General features: G+C 68.5%; 16 protein-coding genes. 6 read left to right on the forward strand and 10 right to left on the reverse strand.

The features are described from left to right. Positions 1-5: 5 nt before the first annotated feature. Positions 6-1,787, reverse strand: coding sequence for a DUF1800 domain-containing protein (locus V2J18_RS02185; RefSeq protein ID WP_336130787.1), 1,782 nt, complete (start codon positions 1,785-1,787; stop codon positions 6-8). A 67-nt stretch (positions 1,788-1,854) separates the two neighbouring features. Beyond that, complete coding sequence (locus V2J18_RS02190) at positions 1,855-2,520, reverse strand: TetR/AcrR family transcriptional regulator (RefSeq protein ID WP_336130788.1); 666 nt, start codon at positions 2,518-2,520, stop codon at positions 1,855-1,857. Between the two features lie 1,176 nt (positions 2,521-3,696). On the opposite strand from V2J18_RS02190, the gene V2J18_RS02195 reads away from it, so the two are divergent. Further along, the gene (locus V2J18_RS02195) at positions 3,697-5,493 is read left to right on the forward strand and encodes a hypothetical protein (protein WP_336130789.1); all 1,797 of its coding nucleotides are present in this window, start codon (positions 3,697-3,699) and stop codon (positions 5,491-5,493) included. Positions 5,494-5,719: 226 nt separating this feature from the next. On the opposite strand, the gene V2J18_RS02200 is transcribed toward V2J18_RS02195, so the two are convergent. Further along, complete coding sequence (locus V2J18_RS02200) at positions 5,720-6,469, reverse strand: TetR/AcrR family transcriptional regulator (RefSeq protein ID WP_336130790.1); 750 nt, start codon at positions 6,467-6,469, stop codon at positions 5,720-5,722. On the opposite strand from V2J18_RS02200, the gene V2J18_RS02205 reads away from it, so the two are divergent. Next, the gene (locus V2J18_RS02205) at positions 6,468-7,475 is read left to right on the forward strand and encodes a saccharopine dehydrogenase NADP-binding domain-containing protein (RefSeq protein WP_336130791.1); all 1,008 of its coding nucleotides are present in this window, start codon (positions 6,468-6,470) and stop codon (positions 7,473-7,475) included. The two genes, V2J18_RS02200 and V2J18_RS02205, sit on opposite strands and share 2 nt — an antisense overlap. Before the next feature lie 43 nt (positions 7,476-7,518). Further along, on the forward strand, positions 7,519-8,286 hold the full coding sequence (locus V2J18_RS02210; protein ID WP_336130792.1) for an isocitrate lyase/PEP mutase family protein: 768 nt from the start codon (positions 7,519-7,521) through the stop codon (positions 8,284-8,286). 44 nt (positions 8,287-8,330) lie between these two features. Here the strand turns inward: V2J18_RS02210 and V2J18_RS02215 are convergent, their stop codons facing one another. Continuing rightward, complete coding sequence (locus V2J18_RS02215) at positions 8,331-8,594, reverse strand: hypothetical protein (RefSeq protein WP_064749175.1); 264 nt, start codon at positions 8,592-8,594, stop codon at positions 8,331-8,333. A 262-nt stretch (positions 8,595-8,856) separates the two neighbouring features. Between V2J18_RS02215 and V2J18_RS02220 the strand changes: the two genes are divergently transcribed. Next, positions 8,857-9,270, forward strand: a complete 414-nt coding sequence (locus tag V2J18_RS02220; RefSeq protein ID WP_336130793.1) for an acyl-CoA thioesterase — start codon at positions 8,857-8,859, stop codon at positions 9,268-9,270. 234 nt (positions 9,271-9,504) lie between these two features. Further along, complete coding sequence (locus V2J18_RS02225) at positions 9,505-10,530, forward strand: hypothetical protein (RefSeq protein WP_336130794.1); 1,026 nt, start codon at positions 9,505-9,507, stop codon at positions 10,528-10,530. Between the two features lie 44 nt (positions 10,531-10,574). Here V2J18_RS02225 and V2J18_RS02230 read toward each other — a convergent pair whose 3' ends face one another. Genes V2J18_RS02230 through V2J18_RS02245 form a run of 4 tightly spaced genes read right to left on the reverse strand, consistent with a single transcriptional unit; the run spans position 10,575 to position 15,569 of the window. Then, positions 10,575-11,858: a condensation domain-containing protein gene (locus V2J18_RS02230; protein ID WP_336130795.1), complete on the reverse strand. Its 1,284-nt coding sequence runs from the start codon at positions 11,856-11,858 to the stop codon at positions 10,575-10,577. 47 nt (positions 11,859-11,905) lie between these two features. Continuing rightward, the gene (locus tag V2J18_RS02235; RefSeq protein WP_336130796.1) at positions 11,906-12,913 is read right to left on the reverse strand and encodes a glycosyltransferase family 2 protein; all 1,008 of its coding nucleotides are present in this window, start codon (positions 12,911-12,913) and stop codon (positions 11,906-11,908) included. Then, positions 12,910-14,247 (reverse strand): condensation domain-containing protein, encoded by a 1,338-nt coding sequence (locus V2J18_RS02240; RefSeq protein WP_336130797.1) that lies wholly within the window; start codon positions 14,245-14,247, stop codon positions 12,910-12,912. The genes V2J18_RS02235 and V2J18_RS02240 overlap by 4 nt, the downstream gene beginning before the upstream one ends. After that, positions 14,244-15,569, reverse strand: coding sequence for a glycosyltransferase (locus tag V2J18_RS02245; protein WP_336130798.1), 1,326 nt, complete (start codon positions 15,567-15,569; stop codon positions 14,244-14,246). The genes V2J18_RS02240 and V2J18_RS02245 overlap by 4 nt, the downstream gene beginning before the upstream one ends. A 456-nt stretch (positions 15,570-16,025) precedes the next feature. Here V2J18_RS02245 and V2J18_RS02250 point away from each other — a divergent pair, with 456 nt between their 5' ends. Continuing rightward, complete coding sequence (locus V2J18_RS02250; RefSeq protein ID WP_336130799.1) at positions 16,026-16,358, forward strand: cupin domain-containing protein; 333 nt, start codon at positions 16,026-16,028, stop codon at positions 16,356-16,358. A 914-nt stretch (positions 16,359-17,272) separates the two neighbouring features. Here V2J18_RS02250 and V2J18_RS02255 read toward each other — a convergent pair. Together V2J18_RS02255 and V2J18_RS02260 are read right to left on the reverse strand one after the other, a co-directional pair. Further along, entirely contained in the window at positions 17,273-17,620 is a 348-nt protein-coding gene (locus V2J18_RS02255) for a hypothetical protein (RefSeq protein WP_336130800.1), read from the reverse strand. A gap of 196 nt (positions 17,621-17,816) precedes the next feature. Next, a complete protein-coding gene (locus V2J18_RS02260; RefSeq protein WP_336130801.1) occupies positions 17,817-17,954 on the reverse strand; it encodes a hypothetical protein in 138 nt (45 codons plus the stop codon). Between the last annotated feature and the right edge of the window lie 250 nt (positions 17,955-18,204).

Below are 18,204 nucleotides of genomic sequence, written 5' to 3' on the forward strand. Positions count from 1 at the left end.
GGACCTCACTTTTGGACGTTGTATTCGGGCGAGTTGAGAATCAGGTACAGCGCGAGCTGCACCCGGGCCAGGCCGCCATCGTCGTTGCGCGTGTCTTCGAGCCGGCGGAGCAGCACGTCGCGCATCGCCGGCGACATCTGTCCGGACAGGAACAACAGGTCGTAGCGGTCCAGCAGGGCGTCCGGGTCGGCCGCCAGCGGCAGATCGCGGCGGTAATCCATCAGGATCGCGTGGTCGGGCTGGTCGGGGTTGCCGGTATGGAACGACCGCAACAGCGACCACCACAGGTTGTTGGTGGCCGGCATCAGCGAATCGTTGGCCAGCGACAGCTCCGGGGCGGCCAGGCGCAATTCGCTCATCTCGCCCATCGGCACGAAGTCGGGGCGGAAGAAGTTGAACACCGACGGCGAACCGAGCGGGTACTGGCCGAGATTGCGCTGGTAGTAGTCGGGGCTGCGCGCGACGTAGCGGCCGCTGCGGCTGCGCGCGTTCATCGCTCGCCACAGATGGGTCAGGCGCAGCATCGGCTCGCGTACTTTGCCGAAGTGCTCCGGCGCCTGCGCGGTGCGCGCTTCCGGATCGAGCAGGATGGCCTTGACCACGGCCTTCATGTCGCCGCGCACGCCGGCGCCGTTGTCGTCGAACTTGGCCGCGACGCGCGCGACATAGGGACGGCTGGGATTGCTGGTCACCAGGCGCTGGATCAGTTGGCGGCCGATGAACGGGCCGACGTTGGGGTGATAGAAAATGTTGTCCAGGGCCGCGCGCAGATCGCTCTCGGGCGTGCCGCCGGCCGCCAGCACGCCGCCGGGCAAAGCCACGCCGGGATACTGGAGCAACTGCTTGGATTGGGCGCTGGCGTGGAACTCCGGGTAGGCCGCCATCGGTTGCTCGCGCACCGGATCCACGCGGCTGGCCTTGCAGTGTCGGAAACGGACACAATCGCGGTAGGACCAGCCGGTGAACACGTGCGCGAAGCCCTGGATCGTGTCCTGGCCGTAGGTGGGCACGGTCTTGCCGTCGACCCGGATCGGCGTGCCGTTCGGATTCAGCCGGACCAGGCCGACACTGAACAACTGCATCACTTCGCGTGCGTAGTTTTCGTCGGGGCGGATGTTGAGCAGCGGATCGGGCTTCTCGTTGCCCAGCATCGACAAGTACTTGCCCATCGCCGGGTGCAACGTCACCCGCTCGAGCAAGGTCCGGTAGTTGCCCAGGCCGTCCTCGACCAGGACGTCGTAGTAGCTGCTGGTCGAGAAGCCGGCGCGCTGCTGCATGCCGGCGGCGGAAATCACCAGGATTTCGCTGAGCGCGAAGGCGACGCGCTGGCGCAGTTGGTCCTTGTGGTGCAGGCCCGGGGTGAGTCCGTCCGGCCCGCCCATCGCCATCTGCAGCCAGCCCTCCAGGCGCTGGTCGTCGCTGAGGCCGGTGTCGGGCGGGTCAGGCTGCAGCACGTGCAGGTACCGCGCGTGCGAGGACGGCGGCTGCGCGAACTGTTCGTCGATCCAGCGTTCGTAGCTGCCCAGACTGCGCAGGTGGGCGATGTCTTCCAGGGTCGGGCCGAACGTGGCCTGGGCCAGGAAACGGGCCGCTGCGGCATCGGATTCGACCGCCGTGGCCGATACCGCCCGGGTTTGAGAGGTGACCGCGAGGGGCGGGGTGGCAAGCTGCGATTCCCGCGCGCCCGGCGGCGTCGGCGCGGGCCTTTCGCAGGCGGTCAGGGCGAGCGTCAGCAGCGCCATGGCGGCGCAGCCCGGCGCACCGGTGCGGATGCGTGCGATCAACATGGAGTTCCCCTTGGTGTGGTGTCGTGGGCGCCGGCGCGATCCCGGCGGCGGCGCGTGGGCTGAACGGCTAGGGTCGGTGCAGCGGCCGCGGCAGGCCTTGGCTGCGCGGCCCGCCCGGCGGTATCGGCGTGGTTCCGCGCCGGTCGGGGAATCGTTCCGGCATCGCACCGGGCGATCCGAAACGCAGTGCGGGCGGAGCGGTGAAACGATCGATCAACAGCTTGACCCGCGCCTGGACCGCGTCCGCCGTGGGTGCGTTCGCGAACAGTCCGTCGAGCGACAGCAGAAAGACGTCGGCGGCCAGTTCGTCGCCGAGCACGGTCTGCGTGCATCGGCGCAGGACGTGGCGATGGTTGTCCAGGTGCTCCGGAATCAGCCGTCGGCAGATTTCGTAATACTGTCCGGCCATCGGTGCGCCGGCCATGTCTCGCCAGGGCGCGATCACCAGCAGCTCCATCACCGCGCTCAGGCGTTCGCCCGCGCTTGCGCCGGACGCGGCGACCGCGCGCGCGGCCGGATGGCGCGACGCGAGCCACTGCTCGAACACGGCGGCGAAGACATCTTCTTTGTTGCGGAAAATCCGATAGACCAGGGTGCGTGCGATGCCGGACCGGCGGGCGATGTCGTCGATCGACGATTTCTGGTAGCCGAAATTCAGGAAGCACTCGAGCGCGGTGCGCAGGATGCGGGAGCGGCGCGTACCGATGCCTTCGCGAAGGTGGGAGGAGGCCATGGGAGACTCGGGGTGGGGCGGTCGGAAGTCCGGCAGTCGCCGCCGCGGCGCGGTCTCGCGCGCACGACCGGTCCGCCGGCGGTTCGTAGCCGGAAAGCGATGTCGTGGATGCGTCGGCGTGCGGCGTATCGGCCGCGAACGCGGTCGGCGCCGCGTGCCGGTCCGGCGCTAAGTGCGGCGCGCGCCGTCGCTCGTGGGCGGCGGGCGGCGGCGGGATCGCGCACGGTGCGCGGACGGCTCGTGCACGGCGCGGGCCGGGACGCCGAGCGTCGTTGGCAACGGCGTCCGGTCCGGCCCATTCGGAGAAACGAGAGCGGTGGTTACGGCGGGAGCGGTGTCGGCGCGGGGGAGTGGCGTCGGCTCGGGCTTCATGTGTGCGTCCTTGTCTGGTCGTTCCAGGTCTTGGTCGAGCGAAGGGCGGGGGCCCTTGCGTGCAACAGGCGGTTACCGAAATCCCCTGCGGCTCGACGGTGTTGCGCGGCGGACGTTGCGTAGGCGCTTGGCGTAGGCGCTTGCACGCGCGAGTCCATCCGAACGACCGCTAGAACGCCTTGCCTCGGATCGGGTTGACACCGTCGCAGCGGAATTTTGTCGTCGCGACGAGCGGCTGCCGGATCGCGACGAACGGAAAGCGCGTCGCGCTTCGATGCATTCGAAGGTCCCTGCGTGGCGAGCGCGACATTGCGACACCCGGCATGCCGGTCGTAGCCGGCGAACGGGCGCCGGCTCCCAGCTTTGAAGATCCGCATGCGGCAGCCGGCATCGAGCGCGCCGAGCGCTTCGAACGCTGCCGTATGCTCGCGGCGCGCCGCACGACGGCGTGGCTTCAATGCGCAGCCGATCGAAGCCGGTTGCCTCGTTCATCGGGTCGCGCCGCGCGTGCGGGCGATCGTCGGAAGCGCGATGCCGCTTCCGCTTATTTCTTATGGAGAAGAAGACATGTCGAAGTCGAAGTCCCGCGTCGGACCCGCATGGCGGGTGCCGGGGCGGCAATGGCTGTGTCTGGCGGCGATGACCGGCGCCTTGCAGGCTTGCGGCGGCGGTGACGTCGCCGAGGTCGCGGGCGGGAGCCCCGGCGAGGCCGTATCGGCCGCCCCGGCCGTGGTAAGTCCGCGCGATGTGGCCGCAGGCAGGGCCGCGGCGCTGCCGGGACAAAGACATTACGGTGGGATGGGCGTGAACCTATCCGGATTCGATTATTGGTCGAACGATTTTCCGACCATCGATCAGTTCAAGCGCGCGAGCCCCTGGATCACTTCCAAGGACGGCGTTTGGGATACCGGCGAAGAAAGCCAGCTGGAGCTGGACGAGAACGGCTGGGTCAAGCGCCTGCCCGCGGCCGGCGACGACGACGTCAAGTATCGGTACGTCGTCGCCGACATGTTCCAGGGCGATCGCGGCGATCACCCGGCCGGCGTCTACACCGTGTTATACGACGGCAGCGGAACCATCGAGTACGACGGCATCGGCCGGCTGGTGTCGGCGTCCAAGGGTCGCGACCTGGTGCGCATCACCAATTCGGGCCAGGACGAGGGCGGCGGCTTCCTGCTCAGGATCAAGTCGACCACGGTCGGCGACCACATCCGCAACATCCGCGTGATTCCGCCCGGCGGCGTATGCGCCTCGGCCAAGAACGTCTACGTGGCGGGCGAGGCGAACTGCAGCGGCGACTACGTTTCCCTGGAAACGCTGTCCAAGACCCAGGTGTGGTTCCCCACGTTCCTGGCCGATCTCAGCGGCATGCGCACGCTGCGCTTCATGGACTGGGGCCGCACCAACAGTTCGCAACTGGCGGAGTGGACGCACCGGCCGCTGAAGACCGACGCCACCTGGACCGGGCCTTACGGCGTGCCGGTGGGGGTGATGATCGACCTGGCCAATACGCTGAAGGCCGATGCCTGGATCAACCTGCCGACCCAGGCCAACGACGATTACGCGCAGCGGTTCGCGCGCACCGCCAAGGCCGCTTTGCACCCCAAGGCCAAGCTGATCCTCGAATACACCAATGAGCCCTGGAACGGCGGCTTCGACGACAATTACAAATGGCAGTACCGGCAGGCGGTCGGTCTGTGGGGCGACCCGGAGACGGACGACGACCCGAACACCACGGCCTTCGACTGGCAGCAGAACTGGCACGCGATGCGCGCCGCGCAGTTGTGCGACATCGTCAAGGCCGAGTTCGGCGCCGAAGCCGGCCGGGTGGAATGCGTGGTCAACGCGCAGGCGGCGACGACCTGGACCGCCCGGCATGTGCTGTTGCCGTGCCCGAAGGCGGCGGCGATCCTGGGCAAGCCCTGCGCCGACAGCTTCGATGCCGTGGCGATCGCGCCCTATTTCGGCCTCTACATGTCCGAGCACGCCTACCGCGACCGCATCGTCAAGACTTGGTTCACTCAGCCCGACGGCGGCCTGGACAAGCTGTTCGAAGAGATCCTGGCCCGCGACGAGAACGGCCAGCCGCTGGCCAAGACGCCGCTGAGCGACATCGCAGCGGCGCGCCAGCCCGACGCGGTCGGCGGCGCCCTGGCCCAGTCCGACATCTGGATGCGCAACTATCGCGACGACATCGCGCGCGGTGCCTACGCCAAGCCGATCTACGCCTACGAGGGCGGTCAGCATCTGATCAACGGCAGCCCGTACCAGTGCAAGAGCAAGGACCCGCCGGACTGCGCCGAGGTGGAGGCCGAGTTCCAGGCCAAGTGGCAGGCCTTGTGGTTGCGCGCCAATCGCGACCCGCGCATGGGCCTGGCCTATGCACGGACGATGGAGCATTGGACTGCGAGCCAGGGGCAGGTGTTCGTGCAGTTCAATTTCGCCGGCGCCTACAGCAAGTACGGCGCCTGGGGCCTGCGCGAAAGCCTGTTCAAGACCGCGGCGGAAAGTCCGAAGTGGAGCGCGGTGCTGCCGTACCGGGATACGGTGCCTTGCTGGTGGGGCGGTTGCGCCGCCGACACGGTGGCCGTCGCGCACTGATCGAAGGCGCAGGCCGGCGGCGATCGGCGCGAGGCCGGTCGCCGTCGCCCGGCCCGAGGTGGTGCATTACCCCGCCGGCGGCATGGGCCGTCGGCGGGCATTCGTCGTTGCGGGCCGCGGAGGCGACGACGGCGCTTTGGAGGCCGTCATGGTGCGGCGAGTGCTGCGATGAAGCGGTTTCGGCGCAGCGCAGCCGGCCGGCGTCGACCGCCCGCGCGCCGCGCCTTCAGCCGGAAACGCCTGCGGCCCGGCATAGCGCTCTGGCCGAAGCGAGCAGCACATCGGTCGCTTCCTCGGGCGCGAGCAGGCCGGAACTGACGAAGGCGCCGTTGACCAACAGCGCCAATTGCGCGCCCAGTTCTTGCGGTCGCGCCACGTTCAGCCCGCGCGCCAGCGCTTCCAGGCGCGCACGCAAGGCCCGCATGTGCTTGCGCGACACATGCCGCGCCGGGTGATCGGGTTCGGCGAATTCCGCGGCCACGTTGATCTGCGGGCAACCGCGGTAGTTCGAACGCGCCAGCCGCTCGCCGATCCAGCGCATATGCGCTTCGAGTTCGCCCATCGGGTCGCCCGCATGCTGCGCGGTCACGGTGTCCCACGAGCCCCAGAACTCCACGTCCTCGCGTTCCAGGAAGGCGACGATCAGGTCGTCCTTGGTCGGGAAATGGCGGTAGAGGCTGGTCTTGGCGACCCCGGCTTCCTGGATCACCAGGTCGACGCCCACGGCGCGCACGCCGCGTGCGTAGAACAGCGCGGACGCGGTCCGCAGGAGATGCTCGCGCAGGTCCTGCGGTTGGGCGCCGCGCGTGCGGCGACGGTTCGGGGGAGCGGTTGCCGGAGGGGCGGGAGCAGGAGGCGGGGTAGGGGCGTGGGTCGCCATGGCAGCGCTCCGGTCGAATCGGGTGTTGACATGATACAGACCGGTCTGTAGTTTTTGAGCTACAGACCGGTCTGTATCGCCCTTGGGAGGGCTCATGAACGACCAGCAGATCCCCGCCGTTGCGGTGTACGGCGCCGGTGGACACACCGGCAAGTTCGTCGTCGCCGAGCTGCGCCGGCGCGCTATTCCCGTGGTGGCGGTGGGCCGGGACGCCTCTCGCCTGCCCGCCGGCGTGCCCGGCCGCGAGGCCGCGATCGACGATCCGGTGGCGCTGGATCGGGCTTTCGCCGGCTGCGCCGTGGTGGTCAATTGCGCCGGACCGTTCCTCGACACCGCCGCGCCGGTCGTGGAAGCGGCGTTGCGCGCCGGTTGCTCCTATCTCGACGTGACCGCCGAACAGGCCAGCGCCCAGGCGACCTTCCAGGCCTACGACGGCCCGGCGCGCGCGGCCGGCGTCGCGGTCATTCCCGCGGCGGGCTTCTACGGCGGACTCGCCGACTTGCTCGCCAGCGCCCTGGCCGGTGCCGAGCCGGTCGAGCGCATCAGCACCGCGGTCGCGTTGGATCGTTGGTGGCCGACCGAAGGAACCCGCCGCACCGGCGAGCGTAACCGCGTGCCGCGCGTGGTGGTGGAAGACGGTCGGCTGGTGCCGATGGGCTTGCCCGCGGCGAGCATCGACTGGCGTTTCGACGCGCCGCACGGCGCGCAGACCGTGGTCGAGATGCCGTTCAGCGAAATCGTCACCCTGTCGCGGCACCTGCGCGTCCGCAGCCTGCGCAGCTACCTGAGCGCGAGCGCGCTGGCGGACGTGCGTGACGCCGATACGCCCGCGCCGAGCGCGAGCGACGCGCTAGGGCGCTCCGAGCAACGCTTCGCGATGGAAGTCGTCGTCGCCGGGCCGGCCGGAACGCGCCGCGCCGTCGCCCGCGGGCAGGACATTTACGCGGTATCGGCGCCCTTGATCGCAGAAGCCGTCGTCCGTTTGCTCGATCCTGCTTACCCGCGCTCCGGCGCGCTCGCGCTGGGCGAAGCGTTCGACGCTCGCGACTTTCTGCGCGCCCTGACGCCCACTCATCTCGCGACGGCATTCGACCCGGTCTGATCCGACGCGCTTCCGTTCGTCCTACTCCAAAGGAACCCCGCTCATGCAACGCAATGAACTCGCTCAACGCTTGGCCGCTCTCCACGTCAAGGGCGACCCCCTGCGGCTCTACAACGCCTGGGACGCCGGCAGCGCCAAGGCGATTGCCGGCGCCGGCGCGCCGGTGGTCGCGACCAGCAGCTGGGCGGTCGCCGCCGCGCAGGGCTACGAAGACGGCGAAGCGATTCCGCTGTCGCTGGTCGAACACATCGTCGGCCGCATCGCCGCCGCGGTCGACGTACCGGTGACCGTGGACTTCGAAGGCGGCTATAGCGACGACCCCGCGACCGCCGCGGCGAACGTCGCGCGCCTGCTGGATGCCGGCGTGGTCGGGATCAACTTCGAGGACCGCATCGTTGCCGGCCACGGTCTGCACGCGATCCAGGCGCAGGCCGAACGCATTGCGGCGATTCGCGGCGTGGCCCGCGCGCGCGGCGTCGACTTGTTCATCAACGCGCGCACCGATCTGTTCTTCGATCCGGATCTGGCGCCGATGGACGGGCTGCAGGAGGCTCGGGAGCGGGCCAAGGCGTATGCCGCCGCGGGCGCTTCGGGATTGTTCGTGCCCGGGCTGGTCGATGCCCGCGTGATCGCGGCCTTGTGCGAAACGATCGAACTGCCGGTCAACGTCATGGTCGGCCCGGGCCTGCCGGAACTGCCGGCCCTGGCCCGGGCCGGCGTGGCCCGGGTGAGCTACGGCCCCGGCCCGTACCTGGCCGCGATGGAAGGCGTGCGCGCCGCCGCGCAGGCTGCGTCCGCGCCGAGCGCATGAACGCCGGCGCCGGGCGCGATGTCGCGCCCGGCGCCGGTGGTTCGTTACATCTCCACGATCGGCCCGTTCGGGTCCGGCGGCGGCGGGCAGCCGCGCTCGGGCGTGCAGACGCCGATCAGGCGCCAGGCGCCCGCGCGGCATTGGTAGAACGAGCCCGGATCGTAGGGATGATCGTAGGCGACCTGAAACAGATGCCCTTCGGTCGCCGCGGTGCAGGCGTAAGTCGGTTCCGCGGCAGCCGGCGCGGCCGAACCGAGGGCCGCGGCGAAAACGGCGAGCGCGGCGGCTTTTGCAATCCATCCCTTCATGCGGTTTCCTCCATTGAACGCCGCCGTGGTGGGTGTCCCGGCCAAACCGCGATCGCGCGCACGAACGGCGGCGCAACGCGACGCGTCTCCCGTTTTCCGGAAGCGGCGGCGGCCCCGGCGGCGGGAAAGCGCGACGCTAGCACATGATGCGTCGCATCATGGGACGAGCTCGGACCGGCGGCGCGTCGTCGTCGATCCCATGGAATTCGCGAGCCGGCGAGTGCGGCCGTCGCCGGTCCACGAGGCAGCAGGAGGAGGCGACATGCAGTTTCGAACCCGTCGGGCGATCCTGTTCGGCGATTGCGATCCGGGCGGCGTGGTCTATACGCCGCGCATCGCCCATTTCGTGGTGGAAGCGGGGCTGGCGTTCCTCTCGCACGCATTGGGCGCGCCGGCGGAACGCCGTTTGTTCTCGTTCGGCATCCTGCCGCCGGCGCGAGCGCTTTCGATCGAGTTCCTGCATCCGATGACCTGGGATGAGGCGATCGATATCGACGTGACGGTGGAGCGGTTGGGCGAGCATTCCTTCACCCTGGCGATCGCGGCCGTCAACGCCGAAGGCCGGACCACCTTCCGCGGCACGATCGCCCAGGTCGCGATATCGCCGCAGACCCGGCGACCGGTGTCGCTGCCGGACGAACTGCGAGCGGCGCTGGAGCGCGTGCGAATCGGCTGAGCCGGCGCATCGCGGCTCAGTCGCGCTTCGAATGGCATCGCAACCGTTCGCCGTAACCGCGGGCGAACCATCCACCCGATCACACTTCGATCCGATCCGCCGCCGGCGCGGCATAAAACAGCCGAGAACCGTCAACCGGACGCATGCCGGCGCGTTGCCATCGGCGTCGCCCGCGCACCGTGCGCCGACGACTCAACCAGGAGTTCAACGACGATGCTCGGAAAGGATGAAGCCATGCCTGCGGCGCGTTGCCGCCTGCGCATCGGCCTGCTGTGCGCCGCCGCGGCGCTGGTCTTGTTCGCTGCGCCCGCCGGCGCGTGCACGCCGACGCCGCTGCCGATGGGCGCACAGGGGCCGGACCTGTGCTACGCAGATCGAACCTGGTCGGAGCCGACCCTGGGCGGACGCGAGTTGCAGCAACAGTTCGACTTCTACCGGGCGCCGGCCACGACGCCGACCCCGCTGATCGTCTGGGCGCATCCGAACGGCATGAGCAAGGCCTTGCCGGCAAACTCGCCGATGCATCAGGCGCTGGTGGCGCCGGCGCTGCGGGCCGGATTCTCGTTCGCCTCGGTCGAATTCCGCCACCCGGTGACCAACGAGGCGCTGGCGAACAGCGATGTCGACCCGCGCGTGCCGCACTACGACCTGGCCTACGCACTGCAATTCATCCGCGCCAACGCCGACGCGCTGAACATCGACAAGCGCAACGTGTTCCTGGTCGGACAGTCGCGCGGCACCCTGGCGGTGTGGACGGCGCTGCAGGACGACTTGCGCGACCCGGACAGCACCGACCCGGTCGCGCGGCAGTCCACCCGCGTCAACGCGGTCTATGCGGTGAACGCGCAGACGACCTACTCCGGCGCGGAGTTCGCCGAGCGCTTCATCGTGCCTGCCGACCGGGCGAAATTCGTGGCCGCGTTCAACCGCCAGCATCCCAAGCACGCCCAGTTTGGCAGCGCCATCGCCAGCGTCAGCGCCGGCCAGAAACCGGACCCGCCGCTGCGGTTGATCTACGACAGTCCCGAGGTCGGGCGGCTGCTGACCCTGGAGCAGATCAGCCAGCGCGACCCGATCCACTATCCGGACTTCGGGCCGGCGCTGTGCACGACCTACGCACAGGCATTCGGCAACAGCGCGCGCTGCACCTACGATGCCGATTCGCGCTACCAGGGCGATCCGGGCGCCGCATTCGCCGGCTATGTCGATTTCTTCAAGAGGCATCTGCGCCCGTCCGCTTCCGGCGGCGAGCGTCCCTGACCGCGCCGCCGCAAGCCTCGGCCGTCGCCGAGGCGACGGCCGGCTCAGGCGACTTCGGCATCCAGCCTGTTCGCGGCCGGCAGGACCGCATCGGTCCGGCTGAGGCAGGCCGCGAGTTCGGCCATGAACGCCACGCGCAAGGCGTCGGCTTCGGCGCGGCTCAGGCATTGGTCGTCGCCGGTGTAGATGAAGTTCAGTTCGTCGTTCAAGGTGTAGGCGATCACCCCGAGCACACGGCTGGCGAAGGAATGCACGTAGATCCGCAGCCGGCGCACGCGCAGCGGCGAATCGGCCTGCAGCAACCGGATGTTGCCGAGATTGGAGAAGGAGAACAGGTTCCAGTTGCGGTTGCGGCTGATCGCATCGCCGAGGCGGACCAGGGAGCGGATCTTGGCCGCCGAGGGCGGGCGGATCATCTCGCAGAATTGATACTTGCCCGGGATGTCGTCGATGCCCTGAGCGACCTGGGCCAGGATGGTCCGGTTGAGTTCGCGCGCGGCGGTCCAGAAATCCGGATCGACGCTCTGCCGCGCCGGCACTTTGAAGCTGCCGCCGCCGAAAAACAGCATGTCGCTCTTGAGCATGGACAGGCGTTCGCGGCGGGCGTCGATCGGGCTTTCGATCCAGTCGGGCATCTTGCGCTGCAAGGTGGCCTGCTGGGCCTGGCTCAGCGCCAGCAACAGCGCGGTGTGCAGCGACACGCTTTCGGCCTTGCAGCGCTGGCGCAGTCCCTCGGTGAACTCCGTGCCGAGACTCCAATGGATGTGGATCTCGTGCTTGTCCACCGGACGCCGCGTCGGCGGAAGCAGGGCGAATACGGCATTGACCAGCCAGGCGGCGGCACGGCGCTTCCAGCGCTTGCCGTCGTCGAAGTCGCCGATCACGTCGGCCGGAGCGATGGCCTGGTAGGGCACCAGCGCCCGTTCGGAATGCAGGCCGTCGAGCAACTCGCGCACGATGGTCAGCTGGCTCATGCCGTCGCAGATGCGGTGGGTCGCTGCGACCAGCAGTTCGTGCTCCTCGTCCGAGCGCAGCCAGGTCAGGCGCAGCTGCGGCAGGTCGTGGACGAAGGGCGTGTAGGCCTCGTGCCGCCACTCGCGGGCCAGGGTGTCGTGGTCGGCGCCTTCGACGATGCGGATCGGCACCGGCGGCGCGCAGTCCATCTCGTACAGCAGTTCGCCGGCTTGCTCGCGGATCAGCATGCGCAGCGCCGGGTGCTTGCTCTGGACGCGATCGAGCGCGGCGCGCAATCGGGGCTCGTCCAACTCGCCGGCCAGGCTGAGCGCGAACACGACGTTGCCGTCGATCATGCGTTCGATCGTGGACATCTTGCGCTTCATCGTCGTCCTCGCGGGTGGGACTGCGATCCGGCGGCTCAGCGCCGGGTGCAATAGGCGTGGATGCGCGGGTGACGGCTTTCGAACGTGCCCAGGCGTCCCAACAGGCCGTCGACATAGCCGCACCAGATCGCCGCGACCTTGGCCAGCTTTCGCGGCTCGAACAGCAGCACGCAGACCGATTGGTGCACGGCCAACAAACCCGGCAGCCAATGCAGCGCCCACTTGCGCCGGTACAGGCCCAGCGCATGCACCGCGTTGCGGGCGCCGTAGTAGCGGCGCCAGGCGACGTGATGGGTGGTGAACATCTTGCCGTGACGCTTGATCGCGCCGGTGGTCTGGCGCATGGTCACGCCGGCGTTCATGTACACGGGAATGCCATGGTCGGATGCGCGCAGGCCGTACTCGATATCGATGTACTCGATGAAGTAGTCTTCGCGGAACGCGCCCAGCCGGCGGAAAGTCTCGGCCGAGAACGCCGAGCCGGACGAGATCACGAACAGCGACGGAAACAGGCCGCGTGGCTCGTCGTCGATGCGCCGCGGCTTGGGGAATCGCCGGCCCGGCGGGATCGAGGGCATGCACTTTCCGAGGTTGATTTCGTAGATCTTCGGCCCGACCAGGAAGGTGGGGCTGCCGGTCTCGGCGCAGGCGCGCAGCATGTCGGCGAAAAACCCGTCGGCGATGTCCGAGTCCTGGTCGAGCAGGAACACGATCTCGCAGCCTCGCGCCAGCAGCGCTTCGGTGCCGCGATTGTAGGCGCCGGCCAGGCCGCCGCGGTTGTGGTTGGCGATCACCGTGGTGCCGCCGCGCTGCAGCGCCTCGTGCAGTTGCGGGTCGATCTGCGGAGAATTGTCCACCGCGACCACATGCCGGCATTGCGCCCGCGCCTTGTCGAGGTTGTGCAGGAATTCGGCGGTGGGCTGGTAGAGCACGAAGATCAGGCCGAACGCGACGGCTTCGTCGGCGCCCTCGTCCGGGATCGGGGAGGTGGTCTGCGGCGCGGTGCGCGCAAGCGCCGCGGACTCGGGCTGGAGCTCGCTCATGATGGGCTGCCTTGCCGCGCCAGCATGCGCAGCCGTTGCAGAGTCAGGTCGCGGATGGCGTCGGCCTGGGCGCGGGGCAGCGACTGATCGTCCGACGTCAGGGCGAAATCGAGCGCTTCTTCGTCGCCGACGATAGTGACCAGGTTGGCCGGCGTCGGTGCGAGTGCGGCCGTAGGGCTGAGCACCGCCTTGAGCCGGAAATCGCCGTACTCGCGTGCCAGGTCGAGCTTGCCGAGGTAGGACAGGGTCACGCCGCGACCGCTGCGGCGCGAACGCGAGTAGGCGATCAGCCGGTCGAACAGCGGGTGCACCCGCTCCATGCCGAGCAGGTTCTCGTGCACCTGCGGGCCGAGCTCGCCGATCTTGGCGTCGATGTCCTTGCGCATGCCGCGGGCCACGGTCCAGTACTCGCCTTCGTCGCCGCCGAAGCTCTTCACGATCGCCGGCGACAACTGAATGGTCGGCGCCATCGCGAACAGGGCGTCGGCGCCGAGCTTGGGCAGAAATCGGCGCACATCGACCGGCAGGGAGAATTGTTCGATCGCGCCTTTGCCGAGGGTGTCGCGGAAGCTCAGCATCAAGGCCAGGCCGACGATGTTGAACACCGTCACCCGCTCCTGCCGGCAGCGCAGCGCCAAGGCCCGGTAGTCGTCCGTCGGCAGCTGCCAGCGGAGGGTATAGACCGTGCCGTAGCCGACCGCGGGGCCGATCCGGCGCGTGCGCACCCACAGCTTGAACAAGGCGGTCTTCCAGCGCAGCCGCCGCCGGATCGCGCCGTCGCCGAGCACGGCTTCCGGCAGCAGCGCGTCGACCTCCGGCATGGCCTCGTGGCGGCCGATGTCGCGCTCCGGGTCGTCGCACAGCAGCAACAATTCGCGCAACAGGGTCAGTACCGACACGCCGTCGCAGACGCAGTGGTGGCAGGTCAGCAACAGTTCGCTGAGTTCCGCGCCCCGCACCAGGGTGGCGCGGATCAGCGGTTCGCACCCGGCATCGAACAATTGGCCGCGTTCGCGCTCGCTTTCGCGTTCCCAGCGCCGGTCGTCGTCGCGCTCGACGATACGCAGCGGGATCGGCGGCGCCGGGTGCCGCTCTTCGAACCAGGGCCGCCCGTCGATCGCGACCACCACGCTGCGCAGCACCGGATGCTTTTGCTGGAGGCGGGCCAGGGCCTGGCGCAGGCGCGCTTCGGCGATCCTGCCTTCGATGCGCGCGGGGATCACGATGGCGACCGGCACCTGGCCGTCCAGGTACATGCCGCGTTCGAACAAACTCAGCGGGCGCTTCAGGGTCGCGCCGAGGGCGGCAGTGGCCACGGCGACGGCACCGGTCATGCGCTCTGTCCCAGCCATTGCAGCGACGCGTTGCCGCGTTCCTCCGGCGCCTGCTCCAACAGGCCCCAGCCGCGCAGATGGCGGATCGCTTCGGCGACGCCGTCTTCGGCGCGGATGCGCCGGCCCAGGTCGGCGGCGGCCTGCTGCATCGACGGCGTGTGCGCCTGTTCCAACGCGTCGGCCAGCGCCTCGGCGCTGAGTTGAGTGCGGTCCAGCGCGGCGGGCCCGGCGCCGATGCGGTTGAGCGAGTGCGCCCAGAACGGCTGATCGCCGTAGAACGGCACGATGACGGACGGGATGCCGGCCCGCGCCGCCGCTGCGGCGGTGCCGGCGCCGCCGTGGTGGACAGCGGCCGACATCAGGGGGAACAGGCGATCGTGCGGGGCCTGGCGTATGAAGAAGATCTGCTCGTCCAGGGCGCCGTCGGGATGGTCCAGTCCGCCCCAGCCGGTCGCCAGCAGCGCGCGCCGGCCGCTCTTGCGCACGGCCTCGATCACGGTCGCGGTGAATCCGGTCGCGTCGCTGGAGACCATGCTGCCGAAGCCGATGTAGACCGGTTTCGGGCCGGCAGCGAGGAACGCGCGCAAGGCATCGGAAGGCTGCCATTGGGCCTCGTCGAGGAACCAGTAGCCGGCGATCTGGACGTTCTGCGGCCAGTCGGCCGGCCGCGGCACCACATGGCGACTGAAGCCGTACACGACGCGGGTGCCGGCGTTCTTGTAGTAGGGCCCGTACCAGGGATACTTCTTCAGCCCGAGTTGCGGCCGCACGATATCGTTGAGGGCCGGCTTCATCACGTGCCAGACCAGGTGGCGCAGCAAGTGGTAACTGGCGACGTTGAGCAGCGGCGGCAGATTCCGCTTCTTGCCGGCCAGCACCACCGGCGGCATCAGCCGCGATGGCGTCAGTGGTTGCAGTTGCGCCGCGACGAATGGAATCCCGTGAGCCTCGGCCAGCGACTTGGCCAGCAGCGTGCTGTTGCCGACGCCCATCAGCAGGCCGGCGCCTTCGATGGCGGCCCGCCCTTCGGCGACCCAGCTGCGCGCCCATTGCGCGTACTGGCGGCGGAACACGCGCGCCATCTCGCGCATGTTCAGGCCGCGGTCGGCGATGCTGCGGTCGGCGTGAAGCATGGCGTGGAAGTCGCTGGCCAACGGGTAGGGCTCCAGGCCCGCGCCGCGTACCAGTTCGGAGAAGTGGCCGCTGGTGACGATGCGCACCGGATAGCCGGCGCTGCGCAGGCCCTGGCCCAATGCGACCAACGGACGGATGTCGCCTTGCGTCCCGATGGTGAAGATGGCGATCGGCGCCCGCGTGCTCATGGGTGAATCGCAGCCTCTTCTGGCGGTGGATGTCGCATGTCCGAGCGTCCCGCCGGCGGCGTGTCCCGCTGCGCCAGGCGCAACGGGCGTCGGCCCGCACTCGCTGCGGACCCGCGGCGGCGGCCGTTCGGCCAGCGTGGGTTTCGCTGCAACGGATCGACCGGGCGTCGGCTCCGCGCGCTTCGCGCACCGGGCGGTGCGCCTGGCGAATCGGGTGGGCATGACGACCGGTATGGATGGAATCTAATGCTGCGCCACGGAAGTTTTCCTTTGGCGGCATCACAGTTCGCCGCCAGCTTCCTGTCCCCGATCGCACGCTGTGACCGCGTTATCCGTTTCGGAAAAATCCGGCAAAATGCCCGGATTCGAAGAAAATGCGCTGCTGCGCGATAGCGGAATTCGCCTGTTGCGGTTAGACCGAATGCAATGACGGGCGGTGCGACGGGAGCGGAAGAGATGAAGATCGGGAACTTGTTCGACGGATCGCAAGCGCCCGCCGCGGGCGAGCGCTTCGAGCCTCTGCTCAGTCACCGCAATCTGGTGGTGGAGCGAATTCTCAGCTCGGCGGCGATCGAACCGGTGGAGTACGTGCAGCCCCAGGACGAATGGGTGGCGCTGCTGCAGGGCGAGGCGACGCTGGAGGTGGCCGGAGAATCCTTCGAGCTGCGGTCCGGCGATCACTTGTTCCTGCCCGCCGGGACGCCGCACATCGTACGGCGGGTCTCGCAGGGGGCGTTGTGGCTGGCGGTGCATCTGCATCCGGCGCCGATGGGCGTAGACATACGTTGAGTCGCGCGATGCATGCCGGACCTGCGCCGACTCGTCATCGATCGCCGGGTTTCGGATCACTGCATCGAAGCGGTCGTGAAACAGGCGGTTTGTCTTGAGGTCGATGAGTCGAGTTAGGACATGCGGAAACGGCGCTGGCGTTTCCAGGGTACGTTCCGACAAAAGAGTGGACGAAACAGAGGCCGGTATGCCCTGACCGGCATATCCTTCTTACAAGTGTGGTCCGTCAGGCGAAGCGCTCGGCGGCGATGCCGGCGAGCGGCGAGCGAGGGCGCTGATCGTCGTACCGACCACTGCGCCGGCGATGACGGGTGCATCGTCGAGCCCATTCGACGCCGTCGTCGCCGTCCATGACGGTGCCAGAGCGTCCAGTGCGCGACCGGCCGCGATATAGCCGGACAGCACCGCCGCTGCTTGCACGAAAGCTCCCGCTCGGGGGCGCAGCGCGAGGACGACGAAGACCGCCATAGCGCTCAGCGAACGCATGCTGAGAACCACGGAAAGCAGGCGATGGCCTATAGCGTGGCGAGATCGTCGGGCACCAGCAGGCCGGCGAAGAATCCGATCGCGTTCTGACTGAGCAATAAAGCAGCGAAGCCCAACTAGACGCTGCGCCCGCCCCTGCGATTCGAACAAGGGCGTCATCGGGGCGATTCGGATCGGGCGCTAAGCCTGGTGTTGCACCACAAATACGACCACACGACCACCACCTCGCCCAACTCAACCAAGGCCCAATGGAAGCGATCCCTGGCCGCCGCGATCAAAGGGAGCGTGTGGCCATTCTCCCGGCCGTGCAGCATCGGCCGGGCCCCAAGCGGCGGGCAATTGGGATGGATATCGAGGCCCAACGCCAGCGGGTCCCGCCTGCCTGCGGAAAAACAAGGCGATCGCAACGGTCAGCGCTCCGTGCCGGATCATGCTCGCGGTGCGTCCTGCGGCGGCGGTCCGTCGAGCTCGCGCAAGCGCTTTTCAAGCTTGGCGCGATCGACATACGGTGTCAGCCGCGGCCACTGTCGTTGCGACATGCTTCGGTACAGGTCGTAGGCGAACCAGTATCCGGCGCCGAGGCAGACCACGGCTACCAGGCCGTGGGTCCAGTGCAGGGGGCGGCCGAATTGGAAATAGAGTAAGGCGGTCGCAAAGCTGAGCAGCCATATCGCCAGCGTCGCCGCTGCGCTTGCGATGCGGCCGGGCCGCTTGGCCGTGCCGTCCAGCAATGCGAGAACCTGCAGGATAAGCGTCTTCTCGTCGGGGTTTTTCATCGGCGTCGATGGCGTCGGTTGCGGTGGAGGTCGAAGCGGGCTCGGCCTCTGGCCGCGCTGGAAACCCGGTTGGGACGCTTGTCAGCCGCCGTCCTAACCGAAGCGTGATGATAGAGGTGCCCGGGGAAACGGGCAGCGGGCCGGATTTGGTCATATACCCTCGGCATGACGAAAAGTTATGGTCCGCGCCGATATCCTACAGTGCCAGGTCCATCGCATTGTCCCGGCCACGGCGCTCACGAAGACGGCTTGACCGATCGTCGCAACGATGCTTGCCGCCGCCGGCGGCATCGATGACGGTGCCGGCGCCGCGGTGCCGTACGAGCGAAATCATGCGTGCGATCACGCCGCGGCGACCGCGCCGGGGAAAATCGCCGGTCGCAGATCGTCGAGCGCATGTTGCAGTGCAGCATGAGTACCGATCATTCGCATTGCCGATATATTTCGGTGCGAAACAGCGGGAAATCCACAAGTTCCGGCGTCCGCTCGATTTTCGCTCTAAGCCCCCGGGGATCGGGAAAATCGCCGTCTCATCCGCGATGTGATCGCGGCAATCGGGTTTGCTTCGTTTTTCGCTCGCCCCC

This window comes from Lysobacter firmicutimachus (assembly GCF_037027445.1).
In the GTDB taxonomy this organism is placed as follows: domain Bacteria; phylum Pseudomonadota; class Gammaproteobacteria; order Xanthomonadales; family Xanthomonadaceae; genus Lysobacter; species Lysobacter firmicutimachus.

Bases quoted from the DNA above. Each gene is read 5' to 3' on its own strand.
- V2J18_RS02185 (WP_336130787.1), bottom strand. From the start codon at position 1,787: ATGTTGATCGCACGCATCCGCACCGGTGCGCCGGGCTGCGCCGCCATG.
- V2J18_RS02190 (WP_336130788.1), bottom strand. From the start codon at position 2,520: ATGGCCTCCTCCCACCTTCGCGAAGGCATCGGTACGCGCCGCTCCCGC.
- V2J18_RS02205 (WP_336130791.1), top strand. From the start codon at position 6,468: ATGAACGACCAGCAGATCCCCGCCGTTGCGGTGTACGGCGCCGGTGGA.
- V2J18_RS02200 (WP_336130790.1), bottom strand. From the start codon at position 6,469: ATGAGCCCTCCCAAGGGCGATACAGACCGGTCTGTAGCTCAAAAACTA.
- V2J18_RS02210 (WP_336130792.1), top strand. From the start codon at position 7,519: ATGCAACGCAATGAACTCGCTCAACGCTTGGCCGCTCTCCACGTCAAG.
- V2J18_RS02215 (WP_064749175.1), bottom strand. From the start codon at position 8,594: ATGAAGGGATGGATTGCAAAAGCCGCCGCGCTCGCCGTTTTCGCCGCG.
- V2J18_RS02220 (WP_336130793.1), top strand. From the start codon at position 8,857: ATGCAGTTTCGAACCCGTCGGGCGATCCTGTTCGGCGATTGCGATCCG.
- V2J18_RS02225 (WP_336130794.1), top strand. From the start codon at position 9,505: ATGCCTGCGGCGCGTTGCCGCCTGCGCATCGGCCTGCTGTGCGCCGCC.
- V2J18_RS02230 (WP_336130795.1), bottom strand. From the start codon at position 11,858: ATGTCCACGATCGAACGCATGATCGACGGCAACGTCGTGTTCGCGCTC.
- V2J18_RS02235 (WP_336130796.1), bottom strand. From the start codon at position 12,913: ATGAGCGAGCTCCAGCCCGAGTCCGCGGCGCTTGCGCGCACCGCGCCG.
- V2J18_RS02240 (WP_336130797.1), bottom strand. From the start codon at position 14,247: ATGACCGGTGCCGTCGCCGTGGCCACTGCCGCCCTCGGCGCGACCCTG.
- V2J18_RS02245 (WP_336130798.1), bottom strand. From the start codon at position 15,569: ATGAGCACGCGGGCGCCGATCGCCATCTTCACCATCGGGACGCAAGGC.
- V2J18_RS02250 (WP_336130799.1), top strand. From the start codon at position 16,026: ATGAAGATCGGGAACTTGTTCGACGGATCGCAAGCGCCCGCCGCGGGC.
- V2J18_RS02255 (WP_336130800.1), bottom strand. From the start codon at position 17,620: ATGAAAAACCCCGACGAGAAGACGCTTATCCTGCAGGTTCTCGCATTG.
- V2J18_RS02260 (WP_336130801.1), bottom strand. From the start codon at position 17,954: ATGATTTCGCTCGTACGGCACCGCGGCGCCGGCACCGTCATCGATGCC.